Origin of the sequence: Pseudomonas sp. OV546 (assembly GCF_900116845.1) — a bacterium.
Taxonomy (GTDB): Bacteria; Pseudomonadota; Gammaproteobacteria; order Pseudomonadales; family Pseudomonadaceae; genus Aquipseudomonas; species Aquipseudomonas petroselini.
In genome coordinates this window covers 16,216-41,757 of sequence record NZ_FPCE01000014.1, presented here as the reverse complement: position 1 = coordinate 41,757, position 25,542 = coordinate 16,216, and the positions used below count along the sequence as shown (strand labels likewise).

The following is a 25,542-nucleotide window of genomic DNA, read 5'->3' as shown; positions in this document are numbered from 1 at the left end:
AAGGGGCAACGGCGATGGGCGTGGCGGTTACAGGTCGGCGTCGTTGAGCTCGGCCATCAGCGCGTTCAGTTCATCTTGCGACATGCCCGAGGCACTGAATTCGGTGCTCTCAGTGTCGACATGCCGGGTGTCCCGCGGCTGGGCGACATGGGCCATGGCGGCGATGGTCTGGTGTTCGAACACATGCTTGGCCGACAGCGCAATGCCTTGTTCGTGGGCCTGGGCCACCACTTGCAGGCTAAGGATCGAGTCGCCCCCTATGGCAAAGAAGCTCTCGGTGACGCTGACGCTGTCGAGCTTCAAGACCTTGGTGACTATGGCGTGCAAAGTGGTTTCCATCGGCGTGCGCGGGGCGACATGGGTGCTTTGGTCGAACTGGTCCGGGTCTGGCAGTTGGCGGGTATCGAGTTTGCCGTTGGGGGTGCGTGGGAAGGCTGACAATGTCAGCACCCGCGTTGGCACCATGTACGACGGCAGTCGCTCGCCGAGGTAGCGCTTGAGGGCTTCTGAATCCGGCGCGTAGCCATGGGCGGCGAGCACATAGGCCAGCAGACGCTTGCCGGCGGGTTGCTCCTGCACAATCACGGCTGCTTCGCGCACGTCACTGTGGCTGCACAGTTGTCGCTCGATCTCGCCGAGTTCGATGCGATAGCCGCGCAATTTGACCTGATGGTCCTTGCGCCCCAGGAACGCCAGGCGCCCATCGGCCAGCCAGCAGGCCAGATCACCGGTGCGGTAGGCGCGGGTGCCGTCGGCCAGGGTGACAAAGGCCTTAGCGGTTTCCTCGGGCTTATTGCGATAACCACGGGCCAGGGTTGGGCCGGCCAGCACGATTTCACCGGGTTCACCGATGCCGCTGGTGATGTCGTGTTCATTCAAGACGCGCAGGTCCATGCCGGCAATCGGGCGGCCGATGGTCAAGGCGCGGTCGGGGCTCAGTACATCGTAGGTCGCCCACACGGTGGCTTCAGTAGGACCGTATTCGTTGACCAGCAGCGTGTGGGGCAGGGTGTTGCTATGCTGGGCGATCAACGACGGCGGGCAGGCTTCCCCGGCAACGATCCAGCATTGCAGGCTGTTGGCGCTGCCGAGTTGATCCAGCAACGCTTGATACAGCGAGGGCAGCGACAGGCCGTGGCTGACCTGGTGTTGGCCGATCAAGTGCGACAGGCGCGCCATGTCCAGCTCTTCGCCGGGTGCCGGCAATACCAGGCGGCCGCCTTGGGCCAGGGTCCAGAAAATCCCGGCCACGGAGCTGTCGAAGGCAAACGAGGACAGCAGCAGGTAAGCGCTCACCGGCGCTTCATACGCCGCCATGCGCACCTGGGTGGAATAGCTCAAGGCAGCGTGGCTGATTTCGACGGCTTTCGGTGCACCGGTGGAACCGGAGGTGTAGATCAGGTACGCGAGGTCGTCGCCACGCGGCAGCGGCAATGGCGGCAGGTTCTTGGGGGCGTGCAAGTCGTCCAGCACAAAGCTCTGCAGGCCAGCCGGCACGCTATCGGCCAGCTCAGGGCTGACGACGATGTGCGCAATGGCGCTGTCGGCGAGCATGTAGGCGCGACGGTCCTGCGGATAAGTCGGGTCCACCGGCACATAGGCGCCACCGGCCTTCAACACGGCAAGCAGCGCGACGATCGCGGCGTTGCCACGGGGGAACAGGATACCGACCGGCACACCGGCACGGATGCCGGCGGCCACCAGTTGGTGCGCCAACTGCGTGGCGCTTGCGTCCAGTTGCGCGTAGCTCAGGTCGCCCTGCGGGTCGCTCAGGGCGATGGCGGTTGGCTGTAGTTGCACTTGGCGGCCGATCAGTTCAACAAGCGTCACGGCTTCTATCACCGGCGGTTGTGCCTGGGGGGCGATGATCTGCGCTTGCAGCGGCCCGCCCATGGGCAACTGCGCCCAGGCCTGGTGCGGTGCGGCCAACGCGGAGTGCAGCAACTGCGCCCACTGTTCGGCAAGGCAGGCGGCCGCCTTGTGGCTGAGCAGATGGCGATCGTAGATGATCTGCGCGTTGAGCCGCTCGGGACCTTGATGCACGTGCAGGCACGCCTTGGCCGGGCTCATTACCGCACTGGCGTCGCGTTCGCGCGCATCGCTGGCACGCCAGGCGAAGGCATAACCGCCCTTGAGGTCCTGGGTGTAATAGTCCTGCCAGCCTGTGGCCTGTTCGACCAGGGCGCTGACATGGCGGCTTTGTTCCAGCAAGGTCGCCTGGGCTTGCAGGTCGATCCGCACAGGCAAGGTTTGCTCGAACAGGCCCAAGGCGTTGTCGAGTTCCGGGCCGCGACTGGCATGGATCAGGGTGATCGGCACCTGCTGTTGACCGGACAACCGCCCGAGCAGCACCGCCCAGGCCGCCAGCATCAGCTCAGCGGTCAGTACCGGGTGGTGGGGCAGGTGCACGTCGATGCGCTGCGGGCTGAATCCACCGGGGCGGGGCGTTTCCAGCGACAGTTGCAAGCTGTGCTGTTCGCTGTCGGCTGAGGGTTTCCAGAACATTGCGCCGGGGTGTTCGGGCTCGTCTTCGGCAAGGCTCCAGCGCCACTCGGCGTAATCGGCGTATTGAAGGGTTTCGGACAGGTCCGGCGGGGTGTCTTGCAGCAGGGCAATGGCCAGCAGTTTCAGGCTGGCGAGGTCAAGATGGCTGCTGGCGGCGGCCAGGTGCAGCACGTGCCCCTCGGTCAGTTGCACCAGCGTCACGGCCAGCGGCGCGGTCCCGTCCAAGGTGGCCAAGGCAACCTGCTGATCGGCTGGGCTGAGGTGGCGCAGGTCCTTAACGCCCACGCTCAGCGCGGCCTGGTCGTGAATCACTTGCACCGGATGGCGCAGGCCTGGCACCGGAGTCAGCTGTGTGCGCAGTATTTCGCTGCCGCTGACCAATGCCTGCAGGCGCTGGGATAGGGTGTTGGCGTCTACTGCCTGGGCGATGGTCCATTGCAGTTGGCAACTGAACGTGTGTTCGGTTGCGCCATCGAGGTGCGGGTAAAGCGACGCTTGTTGCGGTGAGATACGAAAGCCTTGAAGTCCGTTCATGTTCAGCTCAACTGCAAAATGGGGTTGATAGCGGTCAGACAGCCACGTCGGCGGACAGCAAGGCCTCGGCCATGCCGGTCATGATTGCGCGTTTGCCGGTAAACGGTTCGCGACCGTGCACCGCAAGCATGTTGTCGATAAACAGCACGTCGCCCTGTTGCCAGGAGAAACGCACCAGCGAATCCAGGTAGGCGGCGCGCAGCGACGCCAGCACCTCCGGTTCGATCGGTGTGCCGTCGCCGTAGAAGGTGTTGGTCGGCAGGTCGAGGTCGTTGAAGTTGCCTTGCAGCGAATCGCGGATGGCCGGCGGCAGGGTGCTGATGTGAAAAAACGTCGCGTGGTTGAACCAGACTTCTTCGCCGGTACGCGGATGGCGTACCACTGCCGGGCCTCGTTGGCGGGTGCGCAGGCGGTTGTTTTCTTTCCATTCCACTTCGATGCCGACGCTGGCGCAGTAGGCTTCGACTTCGCTGCGGTCGGCGGACTGGAAGACGCTCTGCCACGGCAGGCCGAAACCGTCGCCGTAATTGCGCACGTAGAGCACGCCTTTTTCACGAAAACGCGCCTCGATGTCGGCGCTGATCCGGGCCTTGACTGCGCGGGTTGAACCGATCGGGGTTTCGCCGCCGGTCTCGGACGGCAGTTGGCAATAGAAGAACAGGCGCAGCGGGAAACGCGGCGAATAGGAGTGTTCGTTATGCGGGAAAATCATCTGGTCGGCCGGGTAGTCGGTCGAGGTGTAGATGTTGCCGCCGACCCGGGTGCGCGGGGAGGCGCGGAACATATATTCCAGGGCACCGGGGGACAGGGCAGCGATGACGTGGTCGAATTGTTCCACCGACGCGACGTCGAATCCGCGGAACAGCAGGGCGCCGTATTGCAGCAGCTTCCGTTCCAGGGCTTCGCGTTCACGGGTAGCCCAGGCCACCAGATCGACGCCGCTGACTGCGGGTTCGATCACCAACGGCAAGGCGTGATCGGGGCTGAGCAGGCGTTCGCTGACCAGTTGCTGGGGGGCAACGTTCATGGTTTTGCGGCGCACACTGCCCAGTGTGCGGGGTGCTGGGGGCACGATAGGCATACAAGCATCCACCTTGATCAAAGGGTCAGTGAGCGACGTTTGGTTTGCAGCAACTGACTGCGACCGGCGAGGGCGTGGGACTGCTGGCTTTCGCGCTGGAAAGCTTGATCCCAATCGTCAAGGCGCTGGGCCAGGGCGGGCAGGGACTCGCCGAGCAGATCACGAACTTCGCCGAGTAGGCGGCTCCACAAATGCTGCAGGCGCAAGGCTCGGGGCTGATCGAAGTACTCGCCACGGTATTTGAGCGTGGCATCAATGCCGTGGCTGGCATGCACCAGGTCGAGCACCAGATGGAAGTCTCCCGGCGCCTGCGCAACGTCCATGCTCGTCAGTTGTGCACCGGCAAGAGTGACCGGCGCAACCCGCGACGGTTGATAGTTGAGCTTGACCTGGAACAGCGGCGAATGGCCGGCGCGCCGGGTTGGGGCCAGCGCCGCGACAACCAGGTCAAACGGCAGGTCCTGGTGGGCATACGCCAGTCGCGCCTCATCACGCACGTGCGCGAAAAAATCCGCCAGCGTCCCTTCCCCGGCTATCTCACAGCGCAGGGTCAGCTGGTTGACAAAGAAGCCGATCACCTCGTTGTGCGCGGCCAGCGGACGGCCGCTCACATCAGTGCCGAGCAGAAAACGTTGCTGGCCGCCCAATTGCTTGAGCACCAGTTGATAGCTGGCCAACAGCAGCATGAACAGCGTCATGCCGTGTTCACGGGCGACGCAGGCGAGGGTGTCGCAGGTGGCTTGCGGCAGGCTGAAATTCAGGCTGTGTTCGCCGTGGGTAGTGCCGCTGCCGCCCAGGTCCAGGGTTTGCGGCACATCGGCCAGGTGTTCGCGCCAGAAATCCTGGTGCGTGGCGATGCGCTGGTCTGTCCAGTGCGCGGCTTCCCAACGGGCAAAGTCCAGATATTGCACCGGCGTTTCATTGGCGGCCTGGGCCGCCAGTTCAGCCAGCAGCAGTTGTGCGGAGCGGCCGTCGAAGGCGATGTGGTGCAGGGTCAGCAGCAGGTCGTGCTGGTGATCGTGGCTGATCAGGTGGGCGCGTAGCAGTGGGCCTTGCTTGAGGTCGACCGGGGTGGCGTGTTCCTGGGCCAGGCAGTCCGCCAATTGATCATGGAGGGTCAAACGCACGTTGCTGGCCGGCAGCACCTGTTGCTGCGGGCCATCAACGCTATCGTGATAGACCGTGCGCAGCACACTGTGACGCTCGACCAGGGCATTGAGCCGTTGCGACAAGACGCCCCTGTCAACTGGGCCTTGCAGCTTCAGGTGCAATACCAGGTTGTGGTGGGTGTCCTGCGGGTTCAACTGGTGCAGGAACCACAGGCGACGCTGGGCGAAGGATTGGCGGCGAGGGTGGGGGGTAGCGTCTGATTCGAGGCGGGCACCGGGCGCGGGAGTCCCGAGGTACACGAGCAGCGCCTGCGCCCATTCGGCCAGGCGTCGTTCGCCGAACAGACTCTGGGTGTCGAGGTCCCAGCCCAGGTCGCGGTGCAGGCGCGCGGCAAAATCGGCAATGCCGATGGAGTCCAGGCCCAAGCCGATCAGACTGAGCTCGACGTCGACGCTGAGGTACGGATTGACCTCTATCAGCGTCTGTTCCAGCCACTGCTGGCAGGCCGAAAGGCTCGGCTGCCGGCGCAGTTGCTCGATAGCGATGCGTTCAACGGGCGTGCTTGCCTGCCCGCCGCTCTGGGCGATGATGCTCAGGGTGCCGGCCGCCCATTGGTGGCGCGCACCCTGGCGGGCGATCTTGCCGCTGGTGGTCATCGGGATGGTGCCGGCTTCCACCAGCACAATCTGGTCGATGCCGCAGTCGGCCGCTTCACGCACGGCGGTTTGCATCGACGCGAACAGCGCCGGGTGATGTGCCGGGTCGACAAACTTGCGCTGCGGCTCGGCAACGATCACCAGTTTCTCGCGGCCGAGCAGCGGGTCCATCTCCGAGAAAGCCGCGATGCGTCCGGTGCGGATGCCCGGCTCACTGTCGGTGATCGCAAACTCGATATCGTGGGGGTAAAGGTTGCGGCCGTTGAGGATCAGCAGGTCTTTGAGGCGGCCGCAGATGACGATTTGACCTTCATGCATGAAACCCAGGTCACCTGAGCGCAGGTAATAGCCGGGCTCACCGACTATCTGCGCCTCGAACGCGTAGCGGCTGGCATCGGGGTTTTTCCAGTAGGCCTCGGCGTTGCTCGGGCCTTGCAGCCAGACTTCGCCGATGCGGTCGACGGCGCAGCGTTCGTGGGTGTTCGGGTCCGCAATGGCGATGGTGTGAAGCGCTTGCGGGTAGCCACAGGCGACAAATTCAACCGCAGTGGCGTCGCCGGACGCCAGGGCCACGTGGCCGGTCTCCAACACGCTTTTGTCCAGGCGCAACACCACCGGGAGGGCTTCGGCGGGCGTTGCGCTGACGCACAGGGTAGCTTCGGCCTGGCCGTAACCGGGGCTGATGGCCATGGGGTTGAGGCCGCACGCGGCAAAGCGTCGGGCGAAGGCGTCGAGGGTGGCCGGGTGGATCGGCTCGGCGCCGTTGATTGCGTGCTGCCAGGCGCTCAGATCGAGCTGGGCGATAAGGCTGTCGCTGACCACGCGGTTGCACAGGGCATAGGCAAAATTCGGCGCGAAGCTCGCGGTAGCGCGGTAGCGACTCAAGGCCTGCAGCCAGGTGGACGGTGCATTCACGAAGGTCTGCGAGGCCATCAGGTAGCACGGCATGCCGCTGTAGAGCGGGGCGAGTACGCCGCCGATCAGGCCCATGTCGTGGTACAGCGGCAGCCAGTTGACCATGGCGCCGTGCTCATCGAAACCGTAGGCCTTGCGCATCAATTCGACGTTGGCGATCAGGTTGCGCTGGCGCACTTCGACGCCTTTGGGCGTGCCGGTGGAGCCGGATGTGTATTGCAGGAACGCCACGCTGGCGCCGTCGATCGCCGGCCGTTGCCACGTGTCAGGCGCCGGGGTGCCGAGGTTGTTGACGGTCAACACATCGACGCGATGTTCAACCAATTCGCGTAGACCTTCGCAATGATCCAAGGGCGCGAGGATCAGCGCTGGCTGCGCATCGATCACGACATTGCGCACGCGATCCAGATGGCGCGGCTTGCGGGACGGCGGCGGGAACAGCGGCACGGCGATCAGCCCCGCATACAAGCAGGCGCAGAACGCGCGTGCATAGTCGAGGCTGCTCGGCAGCATCAACAACACGCGGTCGCCTGGACTGCAACGCGCCTGCAAGGCGGCCGCCAGGGATTGGGACTGCTCGTGCAATTGGGCAAACGTGAGGGTTTCGCCGATCTCGACGCCGTCCGGCAGGAAATGCAAGGCAGCACGCTGCGGGAAGTGCAGGGCGTTAGCCTCCAGCACTTCGATCCAGTGATTGAATGCAAACATGGTGGGATTTACGCCATGGCCACGATGACTTTACGGTCACCGGTATAAGGATTGCGCCCGTGGGCGACCAGTCGGTTGTCGAGCATCAGAATGTCGCCGGGTTCCCAAGGGAAGCTGACGGCGGTCTGGTCATAGACCGCACGCACCGTATCGAGCATCGCATCGGGAATCGCCGAGCCGTCGCCGAAATACACATGGCGCGGCAGGTTCTCTTCACCGACGGCCGCCAGCAGGCTGGCACGCACGGCGGGTTCAATGGCCGAGACGTGAAACAGGTGCGCCTGGTTGAACCAGACCCACTCGCCGGTCTCGGGGTGCTGCAACACGGCGGCGCAGCGTTGGCGGGTCCGTAGGTCGCCGTCGGCCTTCCATTCCCACTCGATGTCGTTGTCCTGGCAATAGCGTTCGACCTGGGCGCGGTCTTCGGTGTTGAACACTTTTTGCCAGGGCAGGTCGAGGGCGCCGCTGTAGTTGCGCACGTAGAGCAACTCGCGGCTGGCGAATAGCTCGCGAATCTCGGCGGGCATGCGCTGATAGATCAGGCGGCTGTCGCAGATTGGCGTTTCGCCACCGGTTTCACTGGCCTTGATGCAGTGGAACCAGATGCGCGAAGGCCAGGGGCGGGTATAGGCCTGCTCATTGTGCAAAGGGATGAATTGGTGGGCCGGGTATTCCGTCGAGCTGTAGACCCCGGCGAACACTTTGCTACGTGGCGTGGAGCCGAATTCGTAGCTGGCCAGCGGCGCGCCGAAACTGGCGGCAAAGCGTTTGAAGTCGATTGGGGTGGGGACGTTGAAGCCGCGAAACAGCACGCCGCCCACCGTACGCAGGCTGTCATCAAGGCTGTCGCGGATCGACGGCTCGAGCGCATGGATCGATTGGCCTGGGGCAGCCTGCACGCACCTTGGCAATACCGCTGCGCCGTGGGCTTGATCCTTGATTGAAACAGGCTCGGAACGTCCGTTCGGGTGTTCGATTGAGGTCATCCTTTGCACATCCTGTTTATTTTTCTTGGCTCTGTAGCAACGTGACAGCAGGCCGTTAAAACTGGGCAGTGGCCTCGGCGAGACTTTGAAACCTAATGTGTATATGTGAATACAGAAAGTATATTAGGTGTGAATGAGAGGGATTATCAATACTATTCCTTTAATATTTTTTTTCGACTAGACTCCGCCCCGCTGGGAAAAAACAGCGATTTGCCAACGGATAAAAATACAAATAACTGCGGTAGGGGAGCGGGGCGTGAATTACAAAATTAATACACTTGCGTTGGCGGTAGGCTCAGCCATGTACCTGTTGAACAGCGCATGGGCGGACGATCAACCCGCCGCACTGGAGATTGCGCCGGTCACCGTCACCGGCGAAAAGATCAACCGCTCGCTTGAGAAGACCCAGTCGAGCGTGGCCGTCGTGACCGAACAGCAACTGCGCGACAAGGCCGATCACAACCTGATCGACGTATTCGCCCGCACCCCTGGCGTGTACAACCAAGCCGGTAACGAAAACTGGGGTATCCGTGGTGTGCCGGTGTCGGGTTTCGATGACCAGGGCCCGGCGACCTTGAACGGCGCGGTGTCGGTGTACGTCGATGGCGCCCAACAACCGAACCGGGCGCTGACGTTGAGCCCGATCGGCCTGTGGGACACGGAGCAGGTTGAAGTCTTCCTCGGCCCGCAGTCCACCACCCAAGGCCGCAATTCCCTGGCCGGCGCGGTGGTGATCCAGACCAAGAACCCAACCTTCGACCCATCCTTCTCCGCCCAGACCAACATCGGCAACTACGGTGAGCGCGGTGTAGCCGTGGCCGGCGGTGGCTCGATCGTCGACGACAAGATCGCCGGCCGCATCGCCATCGATACCCAGGACGGCGACGGTTATATCCGCAACACCACCAATCACGACGATGCCAACCCGCACCGCACGAGCAACTATCGCGGCAAGTTGTTGATCACGCCGAACGACGACACCGATGTGCTGTTGACCTACGCACACAACGAACACCGTCAGGGCGACAACTCGATCACCCGCATCGGCGACAAGGTCCAGTATTTCAAGATCGCCTCGAACACCAAGGCCTACGACAACCTTAACCAGGACACCTTGAGCGCGAAGATCGACTGGCGTCTCAACGATGCCTGGACACTGACCAACCTGACCACCTACACCCACTCGGACTACACCGCGCGCAAGGACTTCGACCAGACCGCCACGGCGAACAACGAGATCCTGCGTAACCAGGCTGGCAACATGTTCAGCCAGGAACTGCGCCTGGGTTATGAGTCCGACACAATCCGCAGCTTCGGTGGCGTGTATTTTGGCCGCACCACCAACAGCTTCCACGATCGCTTGCTGTTCAACAATGTGCAACGCGGTGCAGCCAAAGGCGATGTCGCTATCAACAACGCCGCGCTGTTCGGCGAGGTGGACTGGGATTTCGCGCCGAACTGGACTTTGATCACCGGCCTGCGCTACGACTACGAAACCAACGACACCGATATCGAGCAGGATGACTTCTCCAGCCCTGGCAAGGTCAAGAAATCCTTCAGCGCACTCTTGCCGAAACTGGGCGTCGATTATCAGTTCATTCCTGATCAGTACGTCGGTTTCATGGTGCAGAAAGGCTACCGAGGCGGTGGCGTCAACGTGCGTGCCGGTGGCGGCCACGAGGCTTACGATCCGGAGTACACCACCAACTACGAGCTGTCGTACCGGGGTTCGTTCCTCGAGAAGAGCCTGCGTGCGCGCGCCAACCTGTACTACACCGATTGGAAAGACCAGCAGGTCAGCGTGCTCGACCCGTCGGGCAATTTCTTCCTTGTGTACAACGCCGGTCGCAGCGACATCAAGGGCCTGGAAGTCAGCGTCGAAAAAGACTTCGGTGAGCAGTTGACCCTCAACATCGGCGGCGCCATCACCGATGCCAAATACAAGGATTTCAACACCGGCGACGGCCTGGATCGTAGCGGCCAGCCATTCCTCTACTCGCCGAAATACAAAATGTCGGTGGGCGGTACCTACCGCTGGAACGACCGCTTGACCCTCAACACCGACCTCACCTACCAGAGCACCGCGCCGTCCGACTTCGAGTTCGACGCCAACGGCAACGTCAGCAAAGTACGCCGCAGTGACAACTACGTGCTGACCAACTTCAGCACCGAATACAAGGTGACCAAGAACGTTGCGGTGTCCGGTTACCTGAAAAACGCTTTCGGCAAGGAATACGTCACGAGCAACCGCATTGGCGACATCATCGATGTGGGCGCCCCGCGCACATTCGGCCTGGTACTGCGTTACGACATGTAAGTCGATGGGCGCAGGGATGCGCATTCCCAGCGTCTGGTTTCAAGCTGTTTGCTGCCTGGGGCGCTCGCGCCCAGGCAGTCCCACTTGCTTCCACACCCAGCCTCCATGGAGGATCTCATGAGCGCTTTTTCGAATGCCACGCACGGTGGTGCGCCACAGCTACGCCTGGCGCATACCGGGCTGTCCCAACCTTATTGCCTGGACCTGACGCCGATGCTCGAGCGCCAGCAACAGCAGGAATCAAACGCCCGCAGCTACCCCCGACGTATTCCCTTGGTGCTTGAACGTGCCTATGGGATCTACGTACAGGACAGTCGCGGGCAGGTGTTCGTCGATTGCCTGGCCGGCGCCGGAACCCTCGCGTTGGGCCATAACCACCCCGTGGTCATCGAGGCGATCACGCAAGTGATGGCGGCCGGTGTGCCGATGCATACCCTGGACCTGATGACGCCGGTCAAGGATGCCTTTGTCCAGGAAGTCTTCGGCTGCCTGCCGGCAGACTTCGCACGCAACGCGCGTATCCAGTTTTGCGGCCCCAGCGGTGCAGACGCCGTGGAAGCGGCACTCAAACTGACTCGCACCGCCACCGGTCGTCATTCGGTGCTGGCGTTCGAAGGCGCCTATCACGGCATGACCCTGGGCACCTTGGCCATCAGCGGCAACCTGTCACCGAAAAATGCCCTCGGCGCCCTGATGCCGGGCGTGCAACGCCTGCCGTACCCGCATGATTACCGCTGCCCATTTGGCGTCGCCGGCGATCAAGGCGTCACCCTCAACGTGCGCTACCTGGAACATCTGCTCAACGACCCGGAAAGCGGTGTGACGTTGCCGGCTGCGATGATCCTGGAGCCGATCCAGGGCGAGGGCGGTGTGATCGCCGCGCCGGACCGCTGGCTGCAGGAACTGCGACGCTTGACCCGTGCCCACGGTATCCCGCTGATCGTCGACGAAATCCAATGCGGCATTGCCCGCAGCGGCCGTATGTTCGGTTTCGAGCAATCGGGCATCACCCCGGACGTCATCACCTTGTCCAAGGCCATCGGTGGCGGCCTACCGTTGTCGGTCATGGTCTATAACGACGCGCTGGATGTCTGGCAGCCCGGTGCGCATGCCGGCACCTTCCGTGGCAATCAGTTGGCAATGGCGGCGGGTACGGCGACCTTGCGCTTCATCCGCGACAATGACTTGGTGGCCCACGCCGAGACGGTCGGCGCGCACCTGCGCAAGCAGTTGCAGGCGCTGCAAAGTGAATTCACCTGGGTCGGCGACGTGCGCGGCCGCGGCCTGATGCTCGGCATGGAAATCGTCGACCCGTGCGGGGTGCCTGATGTACAAGGGCATCCGCCGGTGGACACTGCGCGGGCCAAGGCTTTCCAGCAGGCGTGCCTCAAACATGGGTTGATCGTCGAGCTGGGTGGGCGTCACGGAGCAACGGTGCGCTTCCTGCCGCCGCTGATCATCACCGAGCAGGAAATTGATTTTGTTGCGCAGATCCTGTTCCAAGCCGCCCACTCGATCACCACGCAGCCCTGATCGAGCGATGCCCGGCGCCTGCCAAAGGCATGGCAGTGCGCATTTTTCAGCGTAAGGACGACACATGCACAAGGCTGTATCGACACTGCTGTTTGCGGCGCTGGCCCTTGGCGGCTGCGACCCTGCGCCGCCGCCCGTTGCGTCCAGGACGCTGCCGGCGCAGGTCAAGACCCTGACCGTACAATCCCGCGCCTTTGCCATGACGGCCGAACTGCCGGGCCGCATCGAACCAGTGCGCGTCGCAGAAGTGCGCGCGCGGGTCGCCGGGGTGGTGCTGGCGCGGCATTTTGTCGAAGGCAGTGACGTCAAGGCTGGCCAGCTGTTATTCAGCATCGACCCGGCACCGCTCAAGGCCAAGTTGATGCGCGTCGAAGGTGACCTGGCCAGGGCCGAGGCGGATGTCTATCGCGCCAATGCGCATGTGCAGCGCTACAAGCAATTGGTCGAGATCAATGCGGTCAGTCCGCAGTTGTTTGATGATGCAATTGCCGACCTCAAACGCGCCAAGGCCGACCGCCTGGCCGCAGAAGCTGACCGGGCGACCGCACAACTCAATCTGGATTACTGCCAGGTGCGTGCGTCGATCAGCGGCCGCATAGGCCGTGCGCTGGTCAGCGAGGGCGCGCTGGTCGGCCAGGACGAAGCCACGCAGATGGCACGGATTCAGCAACTGGACCCGATCTACGCTGACTTCACCCAGCCCGCCGAACAGGTCGTGGCGCTGCGCCAAGCCGTGGCCAACGGCCGCCTGGTGTTGACCGGGGAGGGCGCGGCCCAGGTCTCGCTGCAGGTCGGCACCCCGGCGCAGACTCGCGCGGGCAAGCTGCTGTTCTCCGATATTTCCGTAGACCGCAGCACCGGCCAGGTGACCTTGCGCGGTGAGTTTCCCAACCCCGATAACGTTCTGCTGCCCGGCATGTACGTAAGGGTGGTGGCACCGGCGGGGGTCGACCCACAGGCGCTGTTCGTGCCGCAGCAGGCGGTGCAGCGTGGCACCGACGGACAAGCCCGGCTGATGCTGGTCGACGCCCAAGGCGTGGTACAGGAGCGCATCGTCAGCACCGGCGCGATGCTCGGCCCCGACTGGCAGATCATCCAAGGATTGAAGGCGGGTGAGCGGGTGGTGGTGGAACGGGCCGACAAGCTCAGCGCCGGTAGCAAGGTCAATGTCGATACCCTGGCTGCACGACAGGCCGCAGACTGAAATGGTCGACTTTTTCATTGAACGTCCGAATTTCGCCTGGGTTATCGCGCTGTTTATCGTACTGGCTGGGGCGTTGACGCTCGGCCGTTTGCCGGTCAGCCAGTACCCCGACGTTGCGCCGCCGCAAATCAGCGTGAGTGCCAGCTACCCTGGCGCGTCGGCACAGATCATCAACCTCAACGTCACCAGCCTGCTGGAAGAGGAACTCAACGGCCTGCCGGACTTGCTCTACTACGAGTCCACCAGCGCCAATGGCAGCGCAGACACGACCGTCACCTTCAAACCGGGCACTGACCCGGATCGCGCGCAGATCGACGTGCAAAACCGCCTGCAACGGGTGGTGGGGCGTTTGCCCCAGGCGGTGATCGAGCAAGGATTGAAAGTCGAGCAGGTACGCGCGAACTTCCTGATGATCTACGCCCTGTCGTACACCGACGAGCAGCAGGACTCGGTCGGCCTGGCCGACTTTGCAGCCCGCGCGGTGAACAACGAAATTCGTCGTGTGGCCGGGGTCGGCCGCGTGGAGATGTATACCGCCGAACGCGCCATGCGCATTTGGGTCGACCCGGCGAAGCTGGTGGGTTACGGCCTGTCGATGGCGGACGTGAGCAAAGCCATCGCGGCGCAGAACGTGCAGGTACCGGCCGGTAGCATGGGGGAACGTCCGGGCCCGGTGGACCAGCAGATCACCGCGACCGTCATGGTTCAAGGCCAGTTGGAGTCGGTGGAAGCGTTCGGCAATATTGTCCTGCGCGCCAATGATGATGGCGCCAGTGTGCGGATTCACGATGTGGCGCGGGTGGAGCTGGGGCGCCAGGACTACCGCTTCGATGCCCGCCTCAACGGCAAGCCCGTGGCCGCCATGTCGGTGCAACTCGCGCCGGGTGGCAATGCGTTGCAGACCGCACAGGCGGTCAAGGCGCGTCTGGAGCATCTGTCGAGCACCTTGCCGGGCAATATGCGCTTGAGCGTGCCGTACGACACGGCGCCCTTTGTCCAGGCCGCGATCAAGCAGGTCGTCTACACCTTGATCGAAGCCATGGTCCTGGTATTCCTGGTGATGTGGCTGTTCTTGCAGAAGCTGCGCTACACCCTGATCCCGGCAGTGGTCGTGCCGGTGTGTCTGTCGGGCACGCTGGCCGTGATGGGGGTGCTGGGGTTTTCCATCAATATGATGACGCTGTTCGGCATGGTGCTGGCCATCGGCATGCTGGTGGACGATGCCATTGTCGTGGTGGAAAACGTCGAGCGCTTGATCAGCCAGGAGCGTCTGTCGCCCAAGGATGCGACCCGCAAGGCCATGCGTCAGATCAGCGGAGCCATTGTCGGCATTACCCTGGTGCTGGCAACGGTGTTTTTGCCGCTGGCCTTCATGGGCGGTTCGGTGGGCGTGATCTACCAGCAGTTCGCCCTAGTGTTGTCGGTGTCGATTCTGTTCTCCGGGCTCCTCGCGCTGACCCTGACTCCGGCGCTGTGTGCGGCATTGCTGAAGCCTTTTGATCCGACACGGCGGGTGCCTGGGTTCAACCGCCACTTTGATAGGTTGACCGCACACTATGAGCGCGTCGCCGGCACCTGGGTGCGGCGCGGCACTCGCAGCGTCTGTCTGTACCTGCTATTGCTGGCGGTGCTGGTGTTGGCCTATCACCGTTTGCCATCCTCCTTTATTCCCAGTGAGGACCAGGGCTACACCGTCACCGATATCCAACTGCCGCCAGCGGCCTCCGCCGCGCGTACCGAGGTGACGGTGAACGCCTGGGAGCAATACGCCCTGGCACAACCGGCCACCCACCAGGTGCTCAGTATCCTGGGCTTCAGCTTCTCGGGCGAGGGGGCCAATGCCGCCTTGTCGTATATCAGCCTCAAGGACTGGTCGGTTCGCGGATCGGACCAGGCCAGCCGCGCCGTGGCACAGCGCGCGACCCGGGCCTTTGAAGATGTCAGCGACGGCAGCGTGTTCAGCACCGTGCCGCCGGCGGTCGATGGCCTTGGCACGTCCGCCGGCTTCGAACTGCGCCTGCAAGACCTGACCGGCCACCCTCACGCCGAGTTGCTGGGAGCCCGCGCACAACTGCTCGCGGCGGCCAAGGCGTCCCCCGTGATCGGCAGCCTGCGCGATGAAGGCCTGGCGGACGCACCGCAGATCAAAATCGACATCGACCGGGAAAAAGCCGAGGCCCTCGGTGTGAGTTTCGATGTGATCAGCGCCGCGTTATCGGCGGCCTTGGGCTCACAACAAATCAACGAATTCGCCAACCAGGGGCGCATGCAGCGCGTGATCGTCCAGGCCGACGGCAGTAGCCGCCAGACACCTGAAGCGCTGCTGCGCCTGCAAGTGCCCAACCGGCAGAACAAACTGGTACCCCTGGAAGCCTTCAGCCGTTTCGAGTGGCAAGTCGGCCCGCTGCAGATCGTGCGTTACAACGGCTCGCAATCGCTGCGCTTTACCGGTGATGCCGCTGCCGGCTACAGCACCGGCCAGGCGATGCAGGCATTGCAGGACATCGCTGCGCAACTGCCGGCCGGCTTCAGCCTGGAATGGGCCGGGTTGTCTTTGCAGGAGCAACAATCCAGTGCCCAGGTGCCGCTGTTGATGGGTTTATCACTGTTGACGGTCCTGCTGGTGCTCGTGGCCTTGTATGAAAGTTGGGCGATACCGTTTGCCGTGCTGTTGATCGTGCCGGTGGGCGTGTTGGGTTCAGTGGCTGCCGTCACCGTCATGGGCATGCCCAATGACGTCTATTTCAAGGTGGGCTTGGTCACCATCATCGGCCTGTCGGCGAAGAACGCGATCCTGATTGTCGAGTTTGCCAAAGCGCTGCACGCCCAAGGTGCGAGCCTTGCAGATGCGGCGATCCAGGCCGCACGCCTGCGTTTTCGCCCGATCATCATGACGTCACTGGCATTTATCCTGGGCGTGGTGCCCCTGGCGCTCGCCACCGGGCCGGGTGCTGCCAGCCAGCAAGCGATCGGAACCGGGGTTATCGGTGGAATGCTCGCGGCAACAGTGCTGGGCGTGTTGTGGGTGCCCGTGTTATTTGTGAAGGTGATGTCGGTTTCTCAAAGACTTCAGGGTCGCCAATGGGTCGTGGACGCGAACAAAGGGCCTTGAGTCAGTTTTGACATCCAGCGCTGGGTAGGGGCACTCAAGGCAGGGCGTTTATGGCGTGAATGACCGCATCGGCGATGGTCTTTGTAATAAGCCGACGTTGCCCCTTGTCAACCTTCGGGCTCAGCCAGGTAGGTAGGCTGTTCAGCATGGGCAAAATCGCAGTAAGCGCACCCTCGCGCAACGGCCCGCCGGGCGGATGGCCCAGTTGGCCGACCAATTTCATGAATTCTGACTCATAGGCTAGCCTCAATCGCTCAATGCGTGCCTGCATCGGGGCGCCCAGGCAATTGGCATCCATCACCGCTAACTTGAAGTGCCCGGTCATCTGTTCATGCAATTTAAGATGGCCTTCGATCAGTTTTGTCAGGCGTTGCGCGGGCGTCAATCTTCGGGCCTTGAGCAGGTCGACGTGCGACAACAGTGCCTGATACAGCTCTGTCAGCCATTCAAACAGCATGGCTTCCTTGCTCTCGACATGGTGATAAATCGCCCCCGGGCTGATGCCAACATGCGCCGCCAATTCGCGCATGCTGACCTGGCTGAAACTACGCTCCTTGAACAGCTCCAGGGCTCTGCGCTGAAACTCCGAGCGGCTCAGCGCGGGAGCCATACGCCCGTGAGTCATGTGTCGAGTGCCTGCTGTTTGGCAATTTCCTGGTTGCGCAGAATGAACCGCTGCACCTTGCCACTCGGGGTCTTGGGCAGTTGTTCGACGAACTCGATTTCCCGGGGGTACGCATGTGCAGCCAAGCGCTGTTTGACATGCAGGCGCAAGACTTCCGCCAACTCCGCACTGGGCAGGTACTGACGGTTCAGCACCACAAACGCCTTGATCAGCTCGGTGCGTTGCGGGTCGGGCTTGCCGATCACCGCGGCTTCGACGACTGCCGGATGTTCGATCAGCGCACTCTCGACATCGAAAGGCCCCACGCGGTAGCCGGATGTGGTGATCACATCGTCGTTACGGCCTACAAAGCTGATACTGCCGTCCGCATTGAGCTCCACGATATCGCCGCTCAAGTAGTAACGGTCGACAAAAGCCTTGGTGGGCATATGCAAGTAGCCATTGAACCAACACAGGGGCGAGCGCTCGCGGTCCACCGCCAGTACGCCCGGCTGACCCGTCGGTAATTCCTGATGCGCATCATCCAGCACGACAATCCGGTACCCCGGCACCGCGTAACCGGCAGAACCCTCACGTACCGGATGGCGTAGCCCATGGTGATTGCACAGCACCATGCCGATTTCGGTCTGGCCGTAATGGTCGTGAATGACCACGCCGAGCTGTTCGGCGAACCAACGGATGACTTGCGGGTTGAGCGGTTCGCCGGCGCTGCTGACGATACGCAGTTGACCACGCACGGCGTCGGCGAACTCGGCCCCGGCGGCAATCAGCAGGCGATAGGCCGTGGGCGAGCCGGCCAGGTTGCTGATCGCATACTTGGCGATAATCCGGCAGGTGCTTTCCACGGTGAAAGGGCCGTCATGGAACAGCGTGGCCCGGCCGCACGCCAGTGGCCCGGTGACTGCGTAATACAAGCCATAGGCCCAGCCGGGGTCGGCGAGGTTCCAGAAATGGTCGTCTTCGCGCAGGTCGATTGAATCGCGCATATAACTTTTGAAGGCCAGAATGGCGCTCAAAGGCACCTCAAGCGGCTTGGCAGGTCCTGTAGTGCCCGAGGTACACATGAGCAGGAAAGGCGCACTGGCGTCCAGCAGCTCAGGCGTGCAGTCGGCGTGTTGACGGCCGAGGGCGTCCCAGAAACCGTCATCGTTCGGGTGCTGTGGGGGGCCGTCGGCCACAATGACGCGAGGGCAGTCGGGGATGTCATCCAGCTTGGGACGATTGTGGGAATCGGTCACGATCCAGCGTGCCCCGGAGCACGCCAATCGCTGCTCGATCGCCTTGGGCCCGAATGCGGTAAAGAGCGGTTGGTAGACCGCGCCGATGCGCCAGGTCCCGAGGACAGTAATCACCAGTTCAACTGTGCGTGGCAGCAGTCCGGCGACACGATCTCCCGGCTGTACCCCTTGCGCTCGCAGGAAGTTTGCGAAGCGCGCAGCGTGCACCTGCAATTCGCTGAACGTATAGCGCGTGGCGCGGCCATCCCGCGTTTCGCAGTACAACGCCACGGCATTGCCATGAGCGTGCCGGTCGCAGCACTCGATGCAGGCGTTCAAGGCTTCCGGTTCGCCGTGCAAGTCTTGAGCAGCCAGTTGTAGATAGTCGAACGTTGACACCGCTGAGTCGTAATCGCGCATAACGTACCTGATTATTATTGTTGGAAGTTGCCCTGTGCCCACGCACGCCGCGCAGGCGCAGGGATGTGGCTAGTTGTCCATCATCTCGGCCGCTTGCTGGGTCGCCTGGCTGGTTCGCGTGGCGAGCTTGCGCACTTCATCGGCGACCACGGCAAACCCGCGACCGGCTTCGCCTGCTCGCGCCGCCTCAATGGCGGCATTCAACGCCAGCAGGTTGGTCTGGCTGGCAATGCCCTGGATGGTGGCAACAATCTGCGTCAGCTTGGTGAGGGTTTCCTGCATCACCCGATGTTGTTGCGCCTGGGCCTCGCGCATCGTGCTTTCTTCATGGTGGGCATGTATGTCGGTGATGGCACCCACCACCCGTTGCGCAGAGCCGTCCTGCGCGCGGCGCGTTTGTCCGCGGCCGCGAAACCAGCGGTAAGTGCCGTTTTTGTGCTTGAGTCGATAATCCACATCGAACGGTGTCTTGCCGCTGCGGTCGTCCACATGGGCGACGAATGCGCCGATGGCCCTTGCGCTATCGTCGGGATGCAAGCGCGAGGTCCAGCTTTCCAGGGTGTTGGGGAACTCCTCAACCGTGTTGCATCCCAGCAGTCGGCGCATTTGCGAAGACCACCAAATGGTATTTTTTGGGTTCGCCGGGTCGCCTGCCACCACCTCGATGTCCCAGAGCCCGTCATGCAGCATCTCCCGGGAAATATCGAAACGTGTGGCCGCCAGTTCGAGCGCCTCGTTGTGCAGGTACTGTGCATGAATGTCACGCACGGTCCCCGCGATGCAGAGCGCTGCGCCTTGCGCATCGCGCCGCGAGGCACCGCTGATGCTGCACCAGCGGTAGTCATCGCCGGGTGCAGGCTTCATGCGCACCTCGAGCGCAAATGCCGTCCGCCCGCTACGATCGGCAAGGTGCCTGGCGAGCGCTGCCAGATGCGCTTGCCGGTCATCCGGGTGCAACTGTTCACTCCACGCGCCGAGCTGATCCATCGCCTGGGCCGGGTTCGACGCAGGCCCCGTCCACGTCATCGCACATTCCGGCCCAGGTGCAGCGGTTCCATCCAGCTCCAGTTCCCAGAACAGCTCATCTGCGCCCTGTATGATCAGTGCCCAGCGCGCCTCCCATTGCTGCAACAGCTTGTCACGGCCGGCCAGGTGCTCTTCCAGTTGGCTGACGCGAAACGTCAGTGCGCTGGCCTGCTCCTTAACGGCTTGCCGCTCTTGCAGCAGGTGTTCGACGCTTGCCAGGATGCGGTGCACTGACCGGTTGTTCGACGACAATGGCGTGCTCGCCTGCCCAGGCTGGTCCAGCCGGTCGGCGAGCTGCGCCAATACCCGGTGTGTGGTGCGGCGGAAAAAGAGCATGGGGCACCTCTACCTCGGTCAAATGGGAACAGCCTGCAAGGATTGCATTGGGGCGGATAAGGCCTGGGCGTCAAAGACGTTCGCGCCCGGCAGCGTTTGCCAGGCGGATGGGCCGGCGGCGATTTCCTGGGCACTCAGCAAGCAGTCGTCGAGGGCGCGCTGTAACACGTGGGTATCCATATCCTGGCCGATAAAGACCAACTCCTGCCGGCAATCGCCGACAATGCTGTCCCACTTGGTCATGATGCTTCGCAACCGATATTCATCCCGCGGCCATTGCGACGGCTCGATGAAGTTCCACCAGTGCCCGACATAGTCCCACTGGAACTGCCTGCCGCTGTGCACCAGCAGGCCGGTTTCCAGGTGCCGGCTGGCGAGCCAGAAGTAACCCTTGCTGCGCAACAGGCGCCCGTTGCACCAGGGGCGCTGCAGAAAATCGAATAATCGCTGTGGGTGAAAGGGGGCACGCTCGCGGTACACCCATGACGTCACGCCATAGGTGTCCGACTCGGAGGCCGGTGTGTCATCGGCCTGCATTTTTTTCATCCAGCCGGGTGATGCAGCCAGGCTGGGTAAATCAAACAGATGAGTACCGAGAATGCCTGATAGCTCAACGTTGCCGTGTGTCATCGGCATGATCCGCGCGGTCGGGTTAAGGCCGGTGAGGATCGCGTGCACGGCCTGGTAACCGGGCTCGTCGATCAGGTCCAGTTTGTTGACGAGAATGACGTTGGCGTACTCCACCTGCTCAATCAGCAGATCTGCCAGATGGCGTTTGGGTGCGTCCGCTTGGGCGTCGTCGCGGGCCACGATGTCTGGCGCGTCGAGCAACGCCTGAAAACGACTGCCATCGACCACCGTCACCAAGGTATCGAGCCGCGCCAGTTCGCTGAGGCTGAAGCCTTCTGCGTCAAGGAATGCAAACGTCTCGGCAACCGGCATCGGCTCGGAAATGCCCGTGGACTCGATGAGCAGGTAGTCAAAACGTTGCTGGCGTGCCAGGGCACTGATCTGCTCGAGCAAATCGGCGCGCAGCGTGCAACAGATACAGCCATTGCTCATCTCGATCAATTCATCTCGACCACGGTGCAGCGCCACGTCGCGCTGTACCTCTTCAGCATCGATGTTGACGTCGCTCATGTCGTTGACGATGACTGCCACTTTCAGGCCGTCGCGATTGCGCAAGATATGATTGAGCAGGGTGGTTTTGCCGGCGCCGAGGAAGCCAGAAAGCACGGTCACCGGCAGTCGGCCCGCCTGGGCGCCGTCAATCATAGGTTCACCGCTTGCGCGCTGGAGGCCTTGTCCAAGTAGCTTTCGAACAGGTCGACCACCACAAAACCGTCGTCGGCTGCATCCCCCCACAGGTCTTTGACGCGAAACTCGACGTGGTAGGTTGGCTGATGCGCAGCGCTCAAGTCGCCATGACCTATGGCGTCCGGGAACGGCCATTTTTCTGAAGTTCGGTGCAGGACCACGCCTTCCTTGCCGCGCACATAGGCCGGCATGCGGACATGCCCGGCCACATACTCGTCACGCACGACAACCCGGTCGCCGACTTCAAAAGGCGGTCGGCCAGTGATCGCCGGGCGACCCTGCGCATGCGCGGGGTTCGCCAGCTTGAAGTGAGCACCCAGGGCCTGATCGAGCTCCGCCTGGGTGATGACGCCGGTTTCGACCAGCAGGGTGGCGGTGGCGATGACATAGCGTTCGTAGTACTGGGTGCCGACATGCTGGCGCACGTCCAGGCGTTCGACGGCGTGGCGCACTTCATCCACGCTGAACTTCTTCAAGTGATCGGCACCGATAAACATCAAGCTGTACGCCAGGTGCTCCCAGTCCTGCTTGAACACAGGTTGGTAGCTCAGGCTGTTGACGGTGTGAGGGACTTTGCCAAAGCCTTGGAAACCGCCGAGATCGTGAAAGCCATCCATCGTGGATACCTCTTAATAGCGAATGAATAGAGAATGAAAATTGAAAGAAACAAAGCACCCTGATTAGGCGACGTACGGTAGCGCCACGCCAATAAGGACATCCTTGGTAATCAATTTTCGAAGTGCCTCTTCATCCATGGATTCGCTCCCCTTTGGCCGCAGAGGCAGCACCAGGTAGCGGCTTTCGGCGCTGGTGTCCCACACTTTGATGGTGACCCCATCCGGCAGCTCCGTGCCCAGTTCACGCAGCACGGTGCGCCCTTCGCGAACCAGTCGAGCGCGGAACTCGAAGCCCTTGTACCACTCCGGCGGCAAGCCCAGGACGGGCCAATTGGTGCAGGAGCACAGGCTGCACACGATCACGTTTTTCACACTGGGCGTGTCTTCCAGCGCAACAATGTATTCACCCTGCGGGCCGGTATAGCCAAATTGGGCGCACGCAGCGGTACCGTCCTTGAGCAGCAGCTCGCGGAACTGCGGGTCCACCCATGCCTTGGCCACCACCCGAGCACCGTTCTGCGGGCTCCATTCGTGTGCCATCAGCTGTGTCATGTGCTCGATGTAACCGTCGGGGATCAGGTCCTTTTGTTTGAGCACGTGCAGTAATGCCTGTGCTCGCTCACCCGGGGTTGATGTTTTATTTTCAGGTGTGGTCATCAGTTGGTTCCTCATCGTTGAGCTTCTAGGCAGCGCACGGCGGCTTATTCTCTTGCGCTGCAAGGGGACGCACCGGCTACTGACTGTTTTTCCAGTCAACCGATGCCTCGAATGCCGCGGCAGCCTGGTAAATCGTGCCTTCGGCATAGTGTTTGCCCACCAGCATCAGCCCGACAGGTAAACCGTCTACCAGGCCACAGGGAATCGACATGGCCGGATGGCCAGTGATGTCCTGTGCGGAGGCATTGCCGATCATTTCCAGCGCTCGGGCCACGTACTCGGTGACCGAGTAACCGGGCTCCGGATGGGGCTGGGCAATGATCGGCACGGTAGGCATCACCAGCAGGTCATAGCGCGCCAATGCGGCGTCATAGCCGGAGCGTGCCAGGCGCCTGAGGTTTTGTGCCTTGGCGTAGAAACGACCGTTGTAGCGCTCCAAACCGTATTGCCCGACGAACATGCACAGCTTGAGAGACGCGGACAGGTCATTCGCCTGGTCGCGCCATCCGGCTTGCTTGTCCAGCAACCCGAGGTCATACAGCCCTTGCCAGTTAAAGCCGGCCCCATTGCCGTGCATCATCTGCATCGTCAGGCCTTCACAGCCGATGGGGTGCCACAGCGCACCGGCAATCTTGTGCTCAGGCACTGACACCTCTTCGACCTGCGCACCCAGCCGTGCAAATGCGTCGATGGCATTGCGCACAGACGAGGCAACACGCGGGTCCTGGTTGGCCAGTTCAAAGCCTTCGCGCAGCACTCCGATCCTCAGCCCGCTCACACCGCGCTCCAGGTAATCGCTGTACGTGTCGACCTGGGGCGCGGCTTGTCGCGGATCGAGCCCATCCGCTCCCGCCATGACCTCCAGCATCAAGGCGTTGTCGCGTACGTTTGCCGTGATGGGGCCGGCATGATCAATAGTCGCCTCGATGGCCATGATCCCGGTGTAAGGCACCAGTCCGTGAGTCGGCTTCATCCCGTAAGTGCCGCAGAATGCGGAAGGAATCCGGATCGACCCTCCTTGGTCACCGCCGACTGCCAGGTCAACCTCGCCCGCGGCAACCAGTGCGGCGCTGCCGGAAGACGACCCACCCGAGGAAAATCCGTGGCGATAGGGGTTGTGCACCGGCGCCGGATCGGAGGTGTGACTCCCCCCGGACAGGCAGTAATGCTCGCAGGTTGCCTTGCCGAGGATGGTTGCGCCGGCATCCAGCAAGCGGGAGACAACGGTGGCATCAAATGATGGAACGAAGCCTTCAAGGGGCTTTGCACCATTCATCATGGGGACGCCCGCGAGTGAAATATTGTCCTTCAGTGCGACGGTTTTATTCGCCAACTTGCCTTCGCGGGCACCGCTGACTTCCGTGCGGAAGTACCAGGCATTGAGCGGGTTGTGTGCAGCCGAGGGGCGATAGCCCGAACTGCGTTCGTAACGCACCGGCGGAATGAGGTCAGGCAGCTCGTCAATCAGGTCATAAGCATCGAAGCTTGACTGCATAAGCGCCAGGTATTCGTGGGCTTGCTCCGCACTGATCTGCATGTGCAGGCGGCTCGATACATCCAATAGCTGTTCAAGGGTGGGGCGCACAATTGGCATGGTTGGGCTGTCCTTATCGTAAGTGGCCGAAGAGCACTGCTGCTCATCAATATCAGTGGGCCTGGCGCTCAAGATAGTCCGCGCCTCAAGTCGCAGGCTTGGTTGAGAAAGACATCGACTTGGCTGAGCCGGACACCGCTGTGCAAAGGCGCAAAGGGCACGCGGTCGAAGACCCTTGCGTTAAAAAATGCGCGCATAACGCAGGTTCATGCGGAAGTCTTCCTTGGTGCCGCTGTCCACCGAGAGGTCCTTGCCCAATTGCAGTTGGATCTGGTCTTGGGGGGTGACGAATTTGGTGGCGGTGAGACGGAAGTTGGTGGTGCCAAGCTCGTTATCCTGATTGACGTGCTCAATGTTCGTCTCACCTCCCCAGGTGCGCCCGAAGCCGATACCAAACGCGGTGCTGGCGTCTGGCATGTAACGCCCCATGATCTGCGCTGCGTAGGAAACGTCCTGCTTCATACGGTCGGCATTGGCACCGTAGTCTGTGTTGTCGCCATACCAGGTGGCACCGCCGACCAGGTCCATCGCCCATTTTTCTGTGAAGTGTTTGACGTACGCACTCTGCAGTTCGAATTTCCAGCGGTTCTCGCCGAGATTGAGCGCGTCGTCCTTGTCATACGTACCCGTCGGCACATACAGGTAGGGGGCGATACTGAGGGTGTCGCGGGCTTCGTTAAACCGCCATTTGACCGGCGCCGTGAGGATCAAGTCGCCAACGCCGCGAGTGCTGCCCAGGGCTGAGGCGTCACCTGCGCTGGAGACGTGTCCGAAAGGCAAAAGAAATTGCGGGTCGATGGTGACGGTGTCGGAGAGTGCGTAGACATGCAGTAGCCGCAGGATGCCGATGTCAGAGCTCACCCTGAAGTCAGAGCTGACCTTGTGGCCGTTGGCATAAGCCGAGTCCGTGGTGGCGTGCTGGTAATAAATCGCCCCGATCGTAGCGCCGACCGGGTATTGCTCGTAATCGCCGGGCGCTACTTCACCGGCGTTGGCGTGAAGCGCGGGCAACAGCGTAGAGAGCGTCAGCAGGCGGATCTTATTCATCATTTATTCCTCGCACAGGGAGACC

Annotated in this window: 15 protein-coding genes and 2 pseudogenes; 4 read left to right on the top strand and 13 right to left on the bottom strand. The window is 62.2% G+C overall.

Translation table 11 applies throughout. The annotated features are described in order from the left end of the window. Positions 1-27 precede the first annotated feature (27 nt). From BM403_RS25670 to BM403_RS25655, 4 genes are read right to left on the bottom strand one after another with little or no spacing between them, the layout of a single operon-like run. On the bottom strand, positions 28-3,039 hold the full coding sequence (locus BM403_RS25670; protein WP_093545644.1) for a non-ribosomal peptide synthetase: 3,012 nt from the start codon (positions 3,037-3,039) through the stop codon (positions 28-30). Between the two features lie 34 nt (positions 3,040-3,073). Continuing rightward, positions 3,074-4,120: a TauD/TfdA family dioxygenase gene (locus BM403_RS25665; RefSeq protein ID WP_093545641.1), complete on the bottom strand. Its 1,047-nt coding sequence runs from the start codon at positions 4,118-4,120 to the stop codon at positions 3,074-3,076. 17 nt (positions 4,121-4,137) lie between these two features. Next, positions 4,138-7,509, bottom strand: coding sequence for a condensation domain-containing protein (locus tag BM403_RS25660; RefSeq protein ID WP_093545638.1), 3,372 nt, complete (start codon positions 7,507-7,509; stop codon positions 4,138-4,140). 8 nt (positions 7,510-7,517) lie between these two features. Then, a complete protein-coding gene (locus BM403_RS25655) occupies positions 7,518-8,495 on the bottom strand; it encodes a TauD/TfdA family dioxygenase (protein WP_093545635.1) in 978 nt (325 codons plus the stop codon). Between the two features lie 256 nt (positions 8,496-8,751). Here BM403_RS25655 and BM403_RS25650 point away from each other — a divergent pair, with 256 nt between their 5' ends. The 4 genes from BM403_RS25650 (at position 8,752) to BM403_RS25635 (ending at position 16,661) form a co-directional block, all read left to right on the top strand. Then, positions 8,752-10,812 (top strand): TonB-dependent receptor, encoded by a 2,061-nt coding sequence (locus tag BM403_RS25650; protein WP_093545632.1) that lies wholly within the window; start codon positions 8,752-8,754, stop codon positions 10,810-10,812. Between the two features lie 117 nt (positions 10,813-10,929). Further along, positions 10,930-12,345: a diaminobutyrate--2-oxoglutarate transaminase gene (locus BM403_RS25645; RefSeq protein ID WP_080567193.1), complete on the top strand. Its 1,416-nt coding sequence runs from the start codon at positions 10,930-10,932 to the stop codon at positions 12,343-12,345. Between the two features lie 64 nt (positions 12,346-12,409). Continuing rightward, positions 12,410-13,549 (top strand): efflux RND transporter periplasmic adaptor subunit, encoded by a 1,140-nt coding sequence (locus BM403_RS25640; protein ID WP_093545628.1) that lies wholly within the window; start codon positions 12,410-12,412, stop codon positions 13,547-13,549. Between the two features lies 1 nt (position 13,550). After that, entirely contained in the window at positions 13,551-16,661 is a 3,111-nt protein-coding gene (locus BM403_RS25635; RefSeq protein WP_046036564.1) for a multidrug efflux RND transporter permease subunit, read from the top strand. Between the two features lie 34 nt (positions 16,662-16,695). On the opposite strand, the gene BM403_RS25630 is transcribed toward BM403_RS25635, so the two are convergent. The 9 genes and pseudogenes from BM403_RS25630 to BM403_RS25595 form a co-directional block, all read right to left on the bottom strand. Further along, positions 16,696-17,271, bottom strand: coding sequence for a TetR/AcrR family transcriptional regulator (locus tag BM403_RS25630; RefSeq protein ID WP_093545841.1), 576 nt, complete (start codon positions 17,269-17,271; stop codon positions 16,696-16,698). An 11-nt stretch (positions 17,272-17,282) separates the two neighbouring features. Further along, positions 17,283-18,923, bottom strand: coding sequence for an AMP-binding protein (locus BM403_RS25625; RefSeq protein WP_093545625.1), 1,641 nt, complete (start codon positions 18,921-18,923; stop codon positions 17,283-17,285). Between the two features lie 78 nt (positions 18,924-19,001). Next, a pseudogene (locus BM403_RS32670) lies at positions 19,002-19,259 on the bottom strand (methyl-accepting chemotaxis protein); the annotation flags it as partial. 27 nt (positions 19,260-19,286) lie between these two features. Then, positions 19,287-19,910, bottom strand: a pseudogene (locus BM403_RS32665) (PAS domain-containing protein); the annotation flags it as partial. Positions 19,911-20,303: 393 nt separating this feature from the next. After that, positions 20,304-21,560, bottom strand: a complete 1,257-nt coding sequence (locus BM403_RS25615) for a GTP-binding protein (RefSeq protein WP_012724374.1) — start codon at positions 21,558-21,560, stop codon at positions 20,304-20,306. After that, complete coding sequence (gene nthB, locus BM403_RS25610) at positions 21,557-22,219, bottom strand: nitrile hydratase subunit beta (protein ID WP_012724373.1); 663 nt, start codon at positions 22,217-22,219, stop codon at positions 21,557-21,559. Before nthB ends, BM403_RS25615 begins: the two co-directional genes overlap by 4 nt. A gap of 63 nt (positions 22,220-22,282) precedes the next feature. After that, positions 22,283-22,876, bottom strand: coding sequence for a nitrile hydratase subunit alpha (gene nthA / locus BM403_RS25605; protein WP_012724372.1), 594 nt, complete (start codon positions 22,874-22,876; stop codon positions 22,283-22,285). Between the two features lie 76 nt (positions 22,877-22,952). Further along, complete coding sequence (locus BM403_RS25600) at positions 22,953-24,470, bottom strand: amidase (protein WP_093545623.1); 1,518 nt, start codon at positions 24,468-24,470, stop codon at positions 22,953-22,955. Between the two features lie 180 nt (positions 24,471-24,650). Then, on the bottom strand, positions 24,651-25,517 hold the full coding sequence (locus BM403_RS25595; RefSeq protein WP_093545620.1) for a transporter: 867 nt from the start codon (positions 25,515-25,517) through the stop codon (positions 24,651-24,653). Positions 25,518-25,542 lie beyond the last annotated feature (25 nt).

What these genes read in the sequence shown, in the direction of transcription:
- BM403_RS25670 (WP_093545644.1), bottom strand. Translation starts at nt 3,039, where the DNA reads ATGAACGGACTTCAAGGCTTTCGTATCTCACCGCAACAAGCGTCGCTT.
- BM403_RS25635 (WP_046036564.1), top strand. Translation starts at nt 13,551, where the DNA reads ATGGTCGACTTTTTCATTGAACGTCCGAATTTCGCCTGGGTTATCGCG.
- BM403_RS25655 (WP_093545635.1), bottom strand. Translation starts at nt 8,495, where the DNA reads ATGACCTCAATCGAACACCCGAACGGACGTTCCGAGCCTGTTTCAATC.
- BM403_RS25660 (WP_093545638.1), bottom strand. Translation starts at nt 7,509, where the DNA reads ATGTTTGCATTCAATCACTGGATCGAAGTGCTGGAGGCTAACGCCCTG.
- nthA (WP_012724372.1), bottom strand. Translation starts at nt 22,876, where the DNA reads ATGACCACACCTGAAAATAAAACATCAACCCCGGGTGAGCGAGCACAG.
- BM403_RS25600 (WP_093545623.1), bottom strand. Translation starts at nt 24,470, where the DNA reads ATGCCAATTGTGCGCCCCACCCTTGAACAGCTATTGGATGTATCGAGC.
- BM403_RS25625 (WP_093545625.1), bottom strand. Translation starts at nt 18,923, where the DNA reads ATGCGCGATTACGACTCAGCGGTGTCAACGTTCGACTATCTACAACTG.
- BM403_RS25645 (WP_080567193.1), top strand. Translation starts at nt 10,930, where the DNA reads ATGAGCGCTTTTTCGAATGCCACGCACGGTGGTGCGCCACAGCTACGC.
- BM403_RS25595 (WP_093545620.1), bottom strand. Translation starts at nt 25,517, where the DNA reads ATGAATAAGATCCGCCTGCTGACGCTCTCTACGCTGTTGCCCGCGCTT.
- BM403_RS25630 (WP_093545841.1), bottom strand. Translation starts at nt 17,271, where the DNA reads ATGGCTCCCGCGCTGAGCCGCTCGGAGTTTCAGCGCAGAGCCCTGGAG.
- BM403_RS25615 (WP_012724374.1), bottom strand. Translation starts at nt 21,560, where the DNA reads ATGATTGACGGCGCCCAGGCGGGCCGACTGCCGGTGACCGTGCTTTCT.
- BM403_RS25640 (WP_093545628.1), top strand. Translation starts at nt 12,410, where the DNA reads ATGCACAAGGCTGTATCGACACTGCTGTTTGCGGCGCTGGCCCTTGGC.
- nthB (WP_012724373.1), bottom strand. Translation starts at nt 22,219, where the DNA reads ATGGATGGCTTTCACGATCTCGGCGGTTTCCAAGGCTTTGGCAAAGTC.
- BM403_RS25665 (WP_093545641.1), bottom strand. Translation starts at nt 4,120, where the DNA reads ATGCCTATCGTGCCCCCAGCACCCCGCACACTGGGCAGTGTGCGCCGC.